The sequence below is a fragment of the Brevibacterium sp. SIMBA_078 genome (assembly GCF_046534565.1).
Classification (GTDB): Bacteria; Actinomycetota; Actinomycetes; order Actinomycetales; family Brevibacteriaceae; genus Brevibacterium.
In genome coordinates, this window is sequence record NZ_JAWRYQ010000005.1 from 80,371 (window position 1) to 94,458 (window position 14,088).

At 66.6% G+C, this 14,088-nt stretch carries 15 protein-coding genes; all 15 read right to left on the bottom strand.

The features are described 5' to 3' along the window. Positions 1-9: 9 nt before the first annotated feature. The 15 genes from SB749_RS17415 to mihF all read right to left on the bottom strand — a co-directional run bounded on the left by SB749_RS17415 (position 10) and on the right by mihF (position 14,085). Positions 10-1,512: a carboxyl transferase domain-containing protein gene (locus SB749_RS17415; RefSeq protein ID WP_410711410.1), complete on the bottom strand. Its 1,503-nt coding sequence runs from the start codon at positions 1,510-1,512 to the stop codon at positions 10-12. A gap of 11 nt (positions 1,513-1,523) precedes the next feature. Then, positions 1,524-2,723 carry a CaiB/BaiF CoA transferase family protein gene (locus SB749_RS17420; protein WP_410711411.1) on the bottom strand — a complete coding sequence of 400 codons (1,200 nt, stop codon included), beginning with the start codon at positions 2,721-2,723 and terminating at the stop codon, positions 1,524-1,526. Between the two features lie 2 nt (positions 2,724-2,725). Then, the gene (locus SB749_RS17425; protein WP_244195112.1) at positions 2,726-3,160 is read right to left on the bottom strand and encodes a PH domain-containing protein; all 435 of its coding nucleotides are present in this window, start codon (positions 3,158-3,160) and stop codon (positions 2,726-2,728) included. Positions 3,161-3,167: 7 nt separating this feature from the next. Then, positions 3,168-4,007: an ATP phosphoribosyltransferase gene (gene hisG, locus SB749_RS17430; protein WP_410711412.1), complete on the bottom strand. Its 840-nt coding sequence runs from the start codon at positions 4,005-4,007 to the stop codon at positions 3,168-3,170. A 53-nt stretch (positions 4,008-4,060) separates the two neighbouring features. Further along, positions 4,061-4,324 carry a phosphoribosyl-ATP diphosphatase gene (locus SB749_RS17435; RefSeq protein WP_410711413.1) on the bottom strand — a complete coding sequence of 88 codons (264 nt, stop codon included), beginning with the start codon at positions 4,322-4,324 and terminating at the stop codon, positions 4,061-4,063. Positions 4,325-4,423: 99 nt separating this feature from the next. Then, positions 4,424-5,089 carry a nicotinamide riboside transporter PnuC gene (locus SB749_RS17440; protein ID WP_410711414.1) on the bottom strand — a complete coding sequence of 222 codons (666 nt, stop codon included), beginning with the start codon at positions 5,087-5,089 and terminating at the stop codon, positions 4,424-4,426. A gap of 50 nt (positions 5,090-5,139) precedes the next feature. Beyond that, positions 5,140-5,802, bottom strand: a complete 663-nt coding sequence (gene rpe, locus SB749_RS17445; RefSeq protein WP_410711415.1) for a ribulose-phosphate 3-epimerase — start codon at positions 5,800-5,802, stop codon at positions 5,140-5,142. 3 nt (positions 5,803-5,805) lie between these two features. Beyond that, complete coding sequence (locus SB749_RS17450) at positions 5,806-7,329, bottom strand: RsmB/NOP family class I SAM-dependent RNA methyltransferase (protein WP_410711416.1); 1,524 nt, start codon at positions 7,327-7,329, stop codon at positions 5,806-5,808. Between the two features lie 5 nt (positions 7,330-7,334). After that, positions 7,335-8,267, bottom strand: a complete 933-nt coding sequence (locus SB749_RS17455; protein ID WP_410711417.1) for a methionyl-tRNA formyltransferase — start codon at positions 8,265-8,267, stop codon at positions 7,335-7,337. Positions 8,268-8,296: 29 nt separating this feature from the next. Beyond that, the gene (locus SB749_RS17460) at positions 8,297-10,351 is read right to left on the bottom strand and encodes a primosomal protein N' (RefSeq protein WP_410711418.1); all 2,055 of its coding nucleotides are present in this window, start codon (positions 10,349-10,351) and stop codon (positions 8,297-8,299) included. A 12-nt stretch (positions 10,352-10,363) separates the two neighbouring features. Further along, positions 10,364-11,569: a methionine adenosyltransferase gene (gene metK, locus SB749_RS17465; protein WP_410711419.1), complete on the bottom strand. Its 1,206-nt coding sequence runs from the start codon at positions 11,567-11,569 to the stop codon at positions 10,364-10,366. After that, a complete protein-coding gene (gene coaBC, locus SB749_RS17470) occupies positions 11,566-12,846 on the bottom strand; it encodes a bifunctional phosphopantothenoylcysteine decarboxylase/phosphopantothenate--cysteine ligase CoaBC (RefSeq protein ID WP_410711420.1) in 1,281 nt (426 codons plus the stop codon). Before coaBC ends, metK begins: the two co-directional genes overlap by 4 nt. After that, entirely contained in the window at positions 12,843-13,178 is a 336-nt protein-coding gene (rpoZ, locus tag SB749_RS17475) for a DNA-directed RNA polymerase subunit omega (RefSeq protein WP_228281215.1), read from the bottom strand. The genes coaBC and rpoZ overlap by 4 nt, the downstream gene beginning before the upstream one ends. Before the next feature lie 12 nt (positions 13,179-13,190). After that, entirely contained in the window at positions 13,191-13,754 is a 564-nt protein-coding gene (gene gmk, locus SB749_RS17480; RefSeq protein WP_139908109.1) for a guanylate kinase, read from the bottom strand. A gap of 19 nt (positions 13,755-13,773) precedes the next feature. Then, positions 13,774-14,085, bottom strand: coding sequence for an integration host factor, actinobacterial type (mihF, locus tag SB749_RS17485; protein ID WP_025777825.1), 312 nt, complete (start codon positions 14,083-14,085; stop codon positions 13,774-13,776). Between the last annotated feature and the right edge of the window lie 3 nt (positions 14,086-14,088).

Genomic DNA, 14,088 nt, shown 5'->3' on the forward strand with positions numbered 1-14,088 from the left:
GCAGTCCTCCTAGATTCCCAGGCCCCGGTAGCGATCCATCCGGCGGGCCAGGCGCCTGGCCGAAGGTTCGCGCATGAGCGAGATGAGTTCGTATTCGAGTGTCTCACCGACCCGGGCGACGAAGTCGAGCGGTTCGTCGCTGGCGTCGGGATGCTCGGCGATGATCCGGTCGACGACTCCGTTGGCCTGCAGCATGGGAGCGTGCACGCCCTGGCTCTGAGCCATCTCGGCGGCTCTCTCCGTCGTGCGGTGCACAATCGCCGAAGCGCCTTCGGGCGGCAGGGGCGAAAGCCAGCCGTGTTCGGCGCTGAGCACCCGATCGGTCGGGATGAGGGCCAGTGCTCCGCCCCCGGATCCCTCACCGAGGATGAGCGAGACGGACGGAGCGTCGAGGTTGGCGAGGTCGGCGAGGCTGCGGGCGATCTCGCCGGCGATGCCGCCTTCTTCGGCTTCCTTCGACAGGGCAGCGCCGGGGGTGTCGATGACGGTCACGAGCGGCAGGTGCAGCTCCGCGGCCAATCGCATTCCGCGTCTGGCCTCACGCAGGGCCGCCGGGCCCATGGGTGCGCGGGAGTCCTGCCGGAATCGGTCCTGGCCGAGGACGATGCACGGTGCGGAACCGAACTTCGCCAGGGCCAGCAGCAGTCCGGGGTCCTTCTCCCCTTCGCCGGTGCCGTTGAGCGGCAGCACGGTGTTCGCTGCGGTGCGCAGCAGATCACGGACTCCGGGGCGTTCGGGGCGACGCGAGCTGGTGATCGCGGCCCAGGCATCGGAGTTCGGGTCGACGCTGTCCGGGGCCGTGTCCGGGTCCGGCACCGGGCTGGGAACTTCCTTGGCGCCCATGAGCACGTCGAGGACGCGGGAGACCGTGCCGGCGATGCGTTCGGGTCCGATGACGGCGTCGACGATGCCCATCTTGTGCAGGTTCTCCCCGGTCTGCACGTTCTCCGGGAACTTCTCTCCGTAGATAGCCTCGAAGACTCGGGGGCCGAGGAATCCGATGAGGGATCCGGGTTCGGCCACGGTGACGTGCCCCAGCGATCCCCAGGAGGCGAAGACTCCTCCGGTGGTGGGATGGCGCAGGTAGACGAGGTAGGGCAGTCCGGCCTTGCGATGGGCGATGACGGCGTTCGTGATCTTCACCATCGACAGGAAGGCGATGGTGCCCTCCTGCATGCGGGTGCCGCCCGAGGCGGGACCGGCCAGCAGGGGCAGACCTTCGAGCGTCGCACGTTCGATGGCGTCGACGAGACGTTCGGCCGCGGCCACGCCGATCGACCCGGCGAGGAAGCGGAATTCGCCGGCGATCACGGCCACGCGACGGCCGGCGATGGTGCCTTCGCCGGTGATGATGGATTCGTCGACTCCGGACTTCTGCGCCGCTGCGTCGAGTTCAGCGGCGTAGGCATCAGAGATCCCGCCGGCGGGCTGGACGGGGGTGGTGTCCCAGGACAGATACGATCCCTCGTCGAGGACGATGTCGACGAGCTCGAGTGCGTTGAGACGCGTCATGGCGGTTCCGTTCAGTTTCCGTCGGCGAGCCACGCCACGATGGATTCCGCGTCTTCGTCGAGCAGCGGCGGGGCATCGTGAGCGGTGCGGGTGGTTTCGACCTCGCCGGAGGAATCGGCGTCGAAGAAGCGCAGCGGCGGTCCGGGCAGGTCGATGTCGCCGAGCACGGGGTGGTCGACGGAGACCTTGAGTCCCTGGCTGAGCGCCTGCTCCCACTCGTAGACCTCGGGCAGGGTGCGCACCGTGCCGGACGGGATTCCCGCCTCGGTGAGTCTGTTCAGCAGATCGGCTGCATCGTAGGCGGAGAAGCGGTCTTCGATGAGTTCGATGACCGCCGGGCGGTTCTCCACCCGCTCGGAGTTGACGGCCATGCCCTCGGTGGCGGGATCGATGTCGAAGGCAGCGCAGAACTTCTGCCACAGGTTCTCGTTGCCCACGGAGATCTGCACGGCGCCGTCGCGGCAGGTGAAGAGGCCGTAGGGCGACAGCGAGGGGTGGTGGTTGCCGCCGGGCTGCGGTTCCTGACCGGCGACCGTGGCACGGGTTCCCTGGAAAGCGTGGACGCCGACCATTCCCGCGATGAGCGAGGTGCGCACGACCTTGCCCTTGCCGGTGCGTTCGCGTTCGAGCAGGGCCGCCAGCACACCGTATGAGCCGTAGATTCCGGCGAGCAGGTCGGCGATCGGCACTCCCACGCGCTGCATATCATCGGGTCCCGAACCGGTCAGCGACATCAGCCCGGCTTCGCCCTGAGCGATCTGGTCATAGCCGGCGCGGGAGGCTTCCGGACCGTCATGGCCGAATCCGGTGATGGAGAGGATGACCAGGCGCGGATTGATCTCCATGCAGCGGGCGGTGGAGAAGCCGAGGCGGTCGAGGACTCCGGAGCGGAAGTTCTCGATGAGCACATCGGCGCGTGCGATGAGTCCGGTCAGGGTGTCCTTGCCCGTGTCGGATTTGAGGTCGAGGGCGATGGATTCCTTGTTGCGGTTGCACGAGAAGAAGTAGGTGGCCTGAGGGTTGTCCTCGGGGCCGACGAAGGGAGGTCCCCAGGACCGGGAGTCATCGCCCTTGCCGGGGTTCTCGACCTTGATCACCCGCGCACCGAGATCGCCGAACATCATTCCTGCATGAGGGCCGGCCAGGGCACGAGAGAGATCGACGACGGTATATCCGGTCAGGGGTCCAGCCTCGGGTGTCTCGTTCGCCATTCCTAATCCTCCTTGAAGTGGGTGCGTCTCTTGATGAGCATACGCAATCGTGCGACCTCCGCATGGGCGCGGCGACCGTCTGCATGCTGGATCGCCATCACCGCGCAGGTGGTGCCGTCCGTGAGGTCCAACAGGGGCCACGGGTCATCGCCCTCGGGTGAGAACGTCACACCGAGGATCTGTCCCCAGTCGAGCCGACGGGTGCGCACCATGTTCTTGACCACCAGGCCCTCCTCGGTCGGGCGGGCCTGGATATCGGAGATGCGCAGCAGGGCGGCTCCGAAGAGAATGCCCAGCAGGTTCATCCATATCATGTCGAGGACTGTCCACGGTTCCCAGTCCACGACGAACAGCGCCACGGACAGGACCGCGAACCCAGCGGTCACGGCAACGGCACCGACGATGCTGACGACGCGCACCTGTCGGGGCCGGAACACGGCCAGATCAGATTCGGCAGGCGCCAATGTTCGTCACCAGAATCGCACGCGCCCCGACTCCGTAGAGACGGTCCATGACGTTGTTGACTTCCTTCGCTTCGACCATGACGCGCACGGCGACCCACCCGGTCTCCTGCAGCGGGGACACGGTCGGGGATTCGAGTCCCGGAGTCAGCGAGATCGCCTCGGGAACCAGGCGCTGTTCGATGTTGTAGTCGACGAGAACGTACTGGCGGGCGACCATGACCGATTCGAGGCGTCGTTTGAGCACGTCGATGCGGGATTCGGCTCCGTCGCGCTGGATGAGCACACCTTCTGATTCGAGCAGCGGCTCGCCGAAGGTTTCGAGTCCCGCGGCGCGCAGCGTGGAGCCGGTCTCGACGACATCGGCGATGGCGTCGGCGACTCCGAGCTGGATGGAGACCTCGATCGCTCCGTCGAGCTGCACAGTCGTCGCATCGATTCCGCGTCGCTGCAGGTCTGCTTCCACGAGGTTCGGGAAGCTCGTGGCGATGCGGGCACCGGCCAGCTGGTCGGCCGAAGTGAAGGAGCCGACGGTGCCGGCGTAGAAGAACCGCGAGGCGCCGAATCCGAGTCCGAGCACCTCATCGGCTTCGGCCTGTGACTCGAGCAGCAGATCACGGCCGGTGATTCCGGCGTCGAGGATGCCCGAGCCGACGTAGATGGCGATGTCGCGGGGACGCAGGTAGAAGAATTCGACTCCGTTGACCTCGTCCTGATGGACCAGGGTCTTGGTTCCGCGTCGAGTGGAGTATCCGGCCTCGCTGAGCATGTCGGAGGCGGCTTCGGACAGTGCGCCCTTGTTGGGCACGGCTACACGCAGCATAGGGTCCCTTTGGAGTTCGATGGGGTCGGGTCGGTCAGGTTCGTGGGAGGGTCTTACAGGTGGGTGTTGACGTCGTCGAGGGTCAGTCCCTTGGCGATCATCATCACCTGCACGTGGTAGAGCAGCTGCGAGATCTCCTCGGCGAGATCTTCCTTGGTTTCGTATTCGGCGGCCATCCACACTTCGGCGGCCTCTTCCACGACCTTCTTGCCGATCGCATGGACTCCGGCGTCGAGTTCGGCCACGGTCTTCGAACCGGTGGGGCGATCGAGGGATTTCTGCTGGAGTTCGGCGTAGAGAGTCTCAAAGGTCTTCACTTCTCCAGCCTAATGCATCCGCATCGGCCGCAGCATTCGGGGTCTCATGTTCTAAAACGCGGCGGACCCGGGTCTCACCGGTGCTGCCGGCGGCTGACCTCAGTCCTCGGGGTCGCGGCCGATGTCGGTGGCCGGACGGTGAGGCGCAGAGATCGTCTGGCGTGACCGCTTCGACCAGTCGATGAGTCCGAGGATGACCATGACGAGGAAGAACAGGTACACGGCACCGGAGAAGACGAGTCCGCCGGAGATCGCCAGCGGGATGCCGACGAGGTCGACGGCGAGCCAGACGAACCAGAATTCGACGATGGCCCGGCCCTGGGCGTACATGGCCACGATCGAACCGATGAAGATATAGGCGTCGGGGTAGGGGTTCCAGGACCATCCGCCCGCGGCGAGGACCCAGCCGAAGACTCCGGTGCCGATGACGAGAGCCGCGAGCAGGATCGCCCGTTCCTTCCAGCTCGCCCAGCGGACGAGGACTTCACCGGCGGCGGCCTTGGACTTCTTCCATTGCGTCCATCCCCAGACCGCGGCGACGATGATGACGACCTGCCGAGAGGCATTGCCGCCGAGACCGGCGGAGAGGCTGGCCGAGAAGAGCAGGATGGAGCCGAGGATCTGCACCGGCCAGGACAGGATGTTCCGGCGCAGCGCCAGGACGACCGTGGCCAGCGCACAGATGTTGCCGAACAGGTCGGAGTACGGCACAGGCTTGCCCAGCAGTTCGAATGCCGGGGTGTTCAACCAGTCGAACAGGTCCATCGCAGGCTCTCTTCAGGTGTGGGCCGTGAGTATGGTCCGGCCCGGTTCGGTCAGTGGGTGTGTGCGGCGGCGAGCGTGCGCAGTTCGCTGATCGCGGCTGCGACATCGTCGGCACCGTAGACGGCGGAGCCGGCGACGAGGACGTCGGCGCCGGCATCGACGACACGGTCGATCGTCGCCGCGGAGACTCCCCCGTCGACCTGCAGCTTGATCTCGAGTCCGGAGGCAGAGATCGCTTCGCGGGTCCGCGTGATCTTCGGCAGGCACACGTCGAGGAACTTCTGACCGCCGAATCCGGGTTCGACGGTCATGATGAGGATCTGATCGAATTCGCCGAGGAGGTCGATGAAGGGTTCGATCGGGGTGGCCGGTTTGAGCGCGAGGCTGGCCTTGGCCCCGAGGCGGCGCAGTTCCCGAGCGAGACGGACGGGGGCGGCGGCCGCCTCGGCGTGGAAGGTCACCGAGGCGCAGCCGATCTCCGCGTACACGGGAGCATTGCGGTCGGCATCGGCGATCATGAGGTGGGCGTCGAGCGGGATCGGTGAGATCGCCTGGATGCGTTCGACGACGGGCGGGCCGAAGGTGAGGTTCGGCACGAAATGGTTGTCCATGACGTCGATATGGGCCATATCGGCGGTGCTGATCTTCGTAAGCTCACCGCGCAGATCGGAGAAGTCCGAGGACAGGATGGAGGGGTTGATGTCGATCGACATGGGTCATTTCGCCTTTCGCAGGAGAGCCAGGAACATTCCGTCGCTGTTGTGGACATGGGGCCAGAGCTGGGCGTATCGCCCGTCTTCACGGGTCACCGAGGCGAACGACTCCGCCTCGCTGCCGGTGATCGCCGACAGCACGGCCGGGGTGTCGAGGATCTCCACGTCAGCGCTCACGGACTTGGCTCGCAGGCGCAGAACCTCGTCGACGATGAGCACGGTCTCGGCGTAGTGCGGTGAGCACGTCGAGTAGGCGACCACTCCCCCTGGTGCGCAGGCCTCGAGGGCCGCAGAGAGCAGTTCGCGCTGGAGTCCGGTCAGTGCCGTGATGTCTTCGGGTGACCTGCGGTAGCGGGCTTCGGGGCGGCGGCGCAGGGCGCCGAGTCCGGAGCAGGGCACGTCGACGAGGATCTTCGAGTAGGGTCCGCGAGCGTCGCGGCCATCGCGGACGGCGGCGGTGACATTGGTCAGCGCCTTGGTGGAGTCGCGGACGAGGTCGACACGGTGCTCGCTGGAGTCGAAGGCCTCCAATGTCGTCGATTCGCCCGCGGCCGCGGCACCGAGGACGGCTGCCTTGCCTCCGGGTCCGGCGCACAGATCGGCCCAGGTTCCGGCGGGTGCGTCGACATCGGCCAAAGCGAGGGCGACGAGCGCGGATCCTTCGTCCTGGACGCGGGCGCGTCCGTCGGCCACGGCTGCCACGTCTCGAGGCACTGCGGTCTCCAGGGTGACGCCGATCGGCGACAGCGGGGTGGGTTCCCCCGGCAGTTCGGTGCGGTCGATGAGTCCGGGCAGGGCGGTCACGCCGACCTTTGCCGGAGCGTTGTCGGCTTCGAGGAGGGCTTCGAGCTCGGCGGCATCGCGGCCGTGTCCCTTGAGCGCCTGGTTCAGTGCACGGACGACCCATTCGGGATGGGAGTGTTCGATTGCCAGTCGGGTGGTCTCGTCGGCCTCGGCGGTGACGCGGTCGAGCCACTCGACGGGTTCGGCTTCCGAGATGCGGCGGAGCACGGCATTGACGAATCCGGCGGTCTTCGCCGCCGATCGTTTGACCACGGCCACTGTTTCGGACAGTGCAGCATGGTTGGGCACCCGCATCGACAGCAGCTGGTGGGCGCCGAGGCGCATCGCGGCCAGGGGTTCGGGATCGATTCTGTCGACGGCTCGGGACGAGGCGATTTCGATGACCGCGTCGTAGAACTTCTGCCGACGCAGGGTTCCGTATGTGAGTTCGGTGGTGAAGGCAGCGTCCTGAGCGCCCATATGTGTGCGGGCGAGTTTGGCCGGCAGCAGCAGGTTCGCGTAGGCGTCTTTCGTCGCCACGTCGAGGAGGACTTCCCAGGCGATGCGCCGCGGCAGGTTCTTACCCGCTCGTTCGGCCTGCGGTGCTCGGCGGTCCTGACGTGGGCGGTCGCGGCCGTGGCCGCCGCGTCGGTCGGTGTCTCGGGGGCCGCCTCGGCGCTGCCCGCGATTGCCGTCGTTGCCGCGGCTGCCGCCTCGGCGGTCTCTGCCTGCTGACTCAGCCATGGCTCTTATGCTTGCCTCTCGGTATAGGGGTCGAAGGTCACGTCTCCGCGGCCGCGCAGGAAGTCGGCAGTGGCCATCCGGGCCTTGCCGAAGGGCTGGATCTGCTCAACTCGGACCCAGCCGTCACCGCAGCGCAGCACCGGCTGATGCTGCCAGGTGGTCAGTTGCCCGACAGCGCCGGGGGTCGTCACTTCGGGTGCGGGTATGAGCCCGAAGAGCTTCGTCCTCTTGCCGTCGAGTTCCACCCATGGCCCCGGTGCGGGACTGGTTCCGCGGGCCCGGTTGATGACCTGGGCTGCGGGTGCCGACAGGTCGAGGTGGGCATCGTTGACGGTGATCTTCTCCGCGTGGCTGGACTCACCGGACTGCGGAGTCTCCACAGCGGTGCCGGCGGCCAGATCGTCGAAGGCGGCGACGAGTTCGGGAGCGCCTCTGCGCGCATATTCCTCGAGTGCAGAACCGACGTCGGGATGATCGAGCGGCAGTTCGAGTCGGCGCAGCACGGGGCCGGTGTCCATGCCTTCGTCGATGCGGAACACGCTGACTCCGCTGGTGATCTCGCCGTCGATGAGTGCGCGTTGGACAGGGGCGGCTCCGCGATAGGCCGGCAGCAGTGAGAAGTGGAGGTTGAACCAGCCGAGTCGGGCGGTGGCCAGTGCGGCGGGTCCCGCGATGGCGCCGAAGGCGACGACGGCGACGGCGTCGACATCGAGTGCCTGCAGCTGGGAGATGACCTCGCCGCGCAGACGACCGGCTTCGATGACGGGCAGTCCGAGTTCGAGAGCGCGAGTCTTCACCGGTGACGGGGTGAGGACTCTCTTCCTTCCGACGGGCGCATCGGGTCGGGTGAGCACCGCACGGATGCGGTGGCTCGATTCGGCCAAGGCCTCGAGGGCGGGAACTGCGACATCAGGGGTGCCGGCGAAGACGATATCCACGTGGGGAAGTCTACTGGTTCGCCGCGCCGTCACAGCGACCGGGGATCATCGATGCGCACGCGCACCTGTCGTTGCTTCTTGGCGGACCGGGAGGCGATGATCTCGGCCGCTCTCGTCCCGACACGGTCTCCGGCGGAGAACGGGTAGGCGCTCACGCTGCGCTGGCCGTCCTCGGCGTCTTCGCGCAGGAGTTCCTCGACCTCGCCGATCTGTTCCAGCACCTCGTCGATGTCGGCGCCCGCTCCCGTGAGTTCGAGGATCCGTCGGTAGGGCGGGAACCCGAGGGCCTTCCGGTCGCTCAGCTGGCGTGACATGAATGTCGTGGGGTCGAAGGCGGTCAGGGTCTGCCGGATGAGTTCGTCCTCGTCTCTGAGGTAGACGGCTCCTCCGTCATCGCGAGAGCGCACGAGTGAGGCGGCACGCAGTCGACGTGCCACACTTTCGTCGATCGAGCGCATCCAGGGTCCCGGCCACAGCGAATCCAGAAGGATCGCCGCGGCATAGCCGCCGAGCACATAGGGTTCGGCTCCCGTGGTGGCGACCACGAGCCGCGGGGTCTCGTCGAGGGCAGTGGAGATGTGGTCGCCTCCGGATTCGACGATCTCGATGTCGGGCAGCGCCCGGGCGAACTCTTCGACGGTGCGGGCCCGGCCGCGCACGATCGATCGCACACGGTTCGAACGGCAGCGCAGGCAGCTGAACGCCTCCGAGTGGTAGCCGCAGGACCGGCAGGCGAAGGGACCGACCTCGGACTGAGTGGTCAGCGTCGCCTGACATTGCGGGCAGCGGGCGACTTCCTGGCAGCGGGCACAGGCGAAGACGGGATAGTAGCCGGAGCGCGGCACCTGCACGAGCACCGGACCGGGCACTCCGCCGTCCCGGGGACGCGGACGCAGCGCCGTGCGCATGATCTGCCAGGCGCGGCTGGGAATGCGCTGCCAGGCGAAGGGGTCCCGGTCCTCATCGGGGACGAAGACGACCGGCGCGGCATGCCGCCTGGCCGGACCGACCGGTGTGACGTCGGCCAGCCAGCCGATCTCGACGAGACGCTGCACTTCGGCGCTGCGGTCGGTGGAGACGAAGAGCAGCTCGGTGTCCTCGATCGTCGACCGCAGCAGGCAGACCTCCCGGGCGTGCGGGTACGGGGCGTGCTGATCGAGATAGTTGAGGTTCGCGTCATCGGTGCAGATGATGAGACCGAGGTCCGCGACGGGGGCGAAAGCCGCCGCACGCGTGCCGATCGTGATCCGCGTGTGTCCGAGCAGTCCGCGCAGCCAGGCCTGCCACCGCAGCTCCGGTGACTGGTCGGCGCTGAGCACCGAGACCTCCGCGATCCCCGCTCGGGTGAGGGTCGACTGGAGCACGGCGAGTTCGCGATGATCGGGCACGAGCCAGAGCACGGACCGGCCGGCCTCGAGACTCGCCCGTGCGGCATCGAGTCCGGCACGGATCCAGCTCAGCCCCGGCGTCGGCCCGGGTGTGCACGCCACGGCCCTGCGCCGAGGCAACGCCGAAGCATCGTCGGCCGTGGGCTGGTCCCCCGCAGCAAGAACCCATTCGCCGAGGCGGTTCAGCAGCTGCGGATCATCCGCCGGCCCGTCGTTCAGCGAGGTCACTGGGTCCGCGGCGTCCGCATCGGTCTGCGCGGCCGGGTCTCCCGCCTTCTCCGCCTTGAGCACGGTTTTCTCGCCGCGGGCATGGCGCGGTGGGATGGCCAGGCGCAGCACATCGGCGAGGGTGCCGCCGTAGCGACGGGCGACGGCTTCGCTCAGGGCGAGCAGATCGTCATTCAGCACCTGAATGGGGCCGCTGATGCGTTGGATCGTCGCGAGAGGACCGACGTGGTCCGATGTCTCGACGCGTTCGAGCAGATAGCCGTCACGCAGCTTCCCGGCGAACTTCACCCGCACCCGCACACCGGGCAGGGCAGCCTCGGCGAGCTTCTCCGGCACCGCATAGTCGAACGTCCGCGCCAAGTGCGGGACGGGATGGTCGATGAGCACTCGGGCGACCGGTTCGGTCGGGGCCAGGGGAACCTGGCCCTCGGCCGAGGTGCCGGTGTCGATCGGGAGGGGTTCGTCCACGCCGACGGCAGACTAGTTGGAGGACACGGCGCGCAGCAGGTCCTCGGCGCGGTCCGTGACCTCCCAGGTGAAATCGGGCAGTTCACGGCCGAAGTGGCCGTAGGTCGAGGTCTGCGAGTAGATCGGGCGCAGCAGGTCGAGTTCCTGGATGATCATCGCGGGGCGGAGGTCGAAGACCTCTCGGATGGCGGCCGAGATGGCTGCCGGGTCCGCCTTCTCCGTTCCGAAGGTCTCGACGTAGAGCCCCATCGGATCGACTCGGCCGATCGCATAGGACACCTGCACCTCGGCGCGTTCCGCGAGACCGGCGGCGACGACGTTCTTCGCCACCCAGCGCATCGCGTAGGCCGCCGAACGGTCGACCTTCGACGGGTCCTTGCCGGAAAACGCACCGCCGCCGTGGCGGGAGAACCCGCCGTAGGTGTCGACGATGATCTTCCGACCGGTCAGACCGGCATCGCCCATCGGTCCGCCCGTGACGAAGGGACCGGCCGGGTTGATGTGGATGTTCGCTCCCGAGGTGTCGAGACCGGAGTCGGCGATCACCGGATCGATGACGAGTTCCTTGATCTCCGTGTGCAGCTGGGACTGGCTGGTGTCCGCCGAATGCTGGGTGGAGACGACGACATTCTCGATCGAGACTGCCTCGTCGCCGTCGTAGCCCAACGTCAGCTGCGTCTTGCCATCGGGACGCAGGTAGTCGAGTCGACCGGACTTGCGCACCTCGGAGAGCTGTTCGGCCATCCGGGAGGCCAGGTGGATGGGCAGCGGCATGAGCACATCGGTGGAGTTGTCGGCATAGCCGAACATGAGTCCCTGATCTCCGGCGCCGAGGCTGGTGCCGTGGTCTGAGGATTCGACGGCTTCGCGGAAGTCCAGCGGATTCGTCACGCCGGAGTGGATGTCCGTGGACTGGCTGCCGATGGACACGGAGACTCCGCAGGAGTGACCGTCGAAGCCGGTGTCCGAGGAGTCGTAGCCGATGCCCGTGATGAGGCTGCGCACGATTCCGGCCACGTCGGCGTAGGCGGCCGTATTCACCTCACCGGCGACATGGACGAGGCCGGTGGTGACCATGGTCTCCACGGCCACTTTGGCGTTGGGGTCCTGCCGGAGCAGGTCGTCGAGCACCGCATCGCTGATCTGGTCGCAGATCTTGTCGGGATGTCCCTCGGTGACGGACTCGGATGAGAAGAAACGCAGATTTGTGTGTGTCACGTTGTCGATTCTACGTGGGTGAATTGGTCGGAGACGGCCGCAATGACCTTTTGTGAAACATGGTCCTTCGACCCGTGGAATTCCTCGCCGACGACGATCTCGCCGCGGTCGGAGGAGATGATCTGGACCATGGTGTCATCGTGGCCGAAGGCGCGGTCGTCAGAGACGTCGTTGAATACGAGCAGGTCGACGCCTTTGCGCTGGAACTTGGCTCGAGCGTAGTCGAGGGCGGCGGTGGCGGCGTCCCCGGTCTCGGCGGCGAATCCGACGATGATCTGATGGCGCAGTCTGGTCTGCCGGCTGCGCTCGTCGACGAGTCCGCGGAGGATGTCCGGGTTCTGCACGAGACGCAGAGTCAGACCGTCGTCTCCGGACTTCTTCATCTTCGAGTCCGTCGTCTCGGCCGGTCGGTAGTCTGCGACGGCGGCGGCCATGATGATGGCATCTGCGCGCGTCTGGGCGCCATGCATCGCCGACTGCAGCTCCAGAGTGGATTCGACCGAAGTGATCGTGACGCCCGCAGGCAGTCCCGTCAGCAGTCCGGTGTCGATGTTCGCGGCGACGAGCTCGACTGCTGCGCCCGCGGCATGCGCGGCCTTGGCCAGCGCAATGCCCTGCTTGCCCGAGGAGCGGTTGCCGAGGAAGCGCACGGGGTCGAGTGCTTCCCTGGTGCCGCCGGCGCTGATGACGATGCGGCGACCGGACAGACCACCGCTGGGGTCAGCGGGTGCGTCTGCCGAGCCGCCGGCTGTGCCGTCCTTGATCGAGAGCGCGAAGTCGACGATCTCTTCGGGTTCGGGCAGACGTCCGGGACCGGAATCGGGGCCGGTGAGGCGTCCGACAGCAGGGTCGAGGACATGGACGCCGCGGGAGCGCAGGGTCGCGATGTTGGCGACTGTGGCGGGGTTGAGCCACATCTCGGTGTGCATGGCCGGGGCCACGACCACCTCGGCGGTGGTGGTGAGCACGGAGGCGGTGAGCAGGTCATCGGCTCGCCCGGCTGCGATCTTCGCGATCAGATCGGCGGTCGCCGGGGCGATGATGACGAGTTCGGCTTCCTGTCCGATGCGCACATGATTGACGGTGTCGATCTCGTCGAAGACATCGGTGGTCACGGTCTGGCCGGACAGGGCCTCAAGAGTGGGGGCACCGATGAATTTCAGTGCGTTGGCCGTCGGAACGACCTTGACGCTGTGGTCGAGCTCCCGGAGTCGCCGGATGATGTGTGCCGCTTTGTAGGCGGCGATCCCACCGGCGACGCCGAGTACGATTCTCACTGGTCGCTGAAGTCGATCGCGCCGTCGTTGCTCACAGGAGCGGTGGCTTCGGCCTCGGGTGCGGCCTGGATGAAGTCGGCTTCGGAGACCTCGCGGGCGACGATCTTCGACTCGTTGACCTCACGCAGAGCGATCGACAGAGGCTTCTCGTTGGTGCCCGGAGTGACGAGCGGACCGACGTTCTCGAGCAGTCCCTCCTGCAGCTGGGCGTAGTACGAGTTGATCTGACGGGCGCGCTTTGCCGCGATCGAGACCAGTTCGTACTTCGAACCGGTGACGTTGAGCAGATCGTCGATCGGAGGGTTGGTGATGCCTTCAGGCTGTGCGGGCAAGGAGATTCCCATCTAATCGGAAGTGGATATACCCATCAATGATAGGAGTTCTTCGGCCGCAGTGCGAACGTGGTCGTTCACAATGGTCACATCGAACTCCGATTCGGCGGCCAATTCGCGTTTCGCGGTGGCCAGTCGTCGCTCCTGCTCCTCCTCCGTTTCGGTGCCTCGACCGGTCAGTCGGGAGACGAGTTCCTCCCAGCTGGGCGGGGCGAGGAAGACGAAGCGGGCATCGGGCATCTTCTCTTTGACCTGGCGGGCTCCCTGCAGATCGATCTCCAGCAGCGCGGGAATCCCCTGGTCGAGCTTCTCCTCCACCGGAGCCGAAGGCGTGCCGTAGCGGTGGCGTCCGTGGACGACGGCGTATTCGAGCAGCCGATCCTCGGCGATGAGGGTGTCGAAGGCGTCGTCGGTGAGGAAGTGATAATGGACACCATCGATCTCACCGGGTCGCCTGGGGCGGGTCGTGGCCGAAACGGAGAACCAGACCTCGGGATGGTTCTGCCGAATATAGGTGCTGATGGTGCCTTTTCCGACGGCGGTCGGACCCGCGAGAACGGTGAGTCGATTATTCACAGATCTGAGGTTGTCACACTCAGGAATATTTCTCCAACAGGGCGGACTTCTGGTGGACGCCCAGACCTTTGATCCGACGGGAGGTGGCGATGCCGACCTCTTCCATGGCGGCTTCGGCGCGCCGGTCGCCGACTCCGGGCAGAGCTCTGAGCAGATCGAGCACACGCATCTTCGCCAGTGCTTCGTCGTCTGCTGCCTTCTTGAGCACGGCCGCGAGATCGGTATCGCCGGTCTTCAGCGCCGACTTCACTTCGGCTCGTGCCTGACGTGCCTTGAACGCTTTGTCCAACGCAGCGGAACGCTGTTGCGGGGTCAACGGTTCGAGTGCCACTTT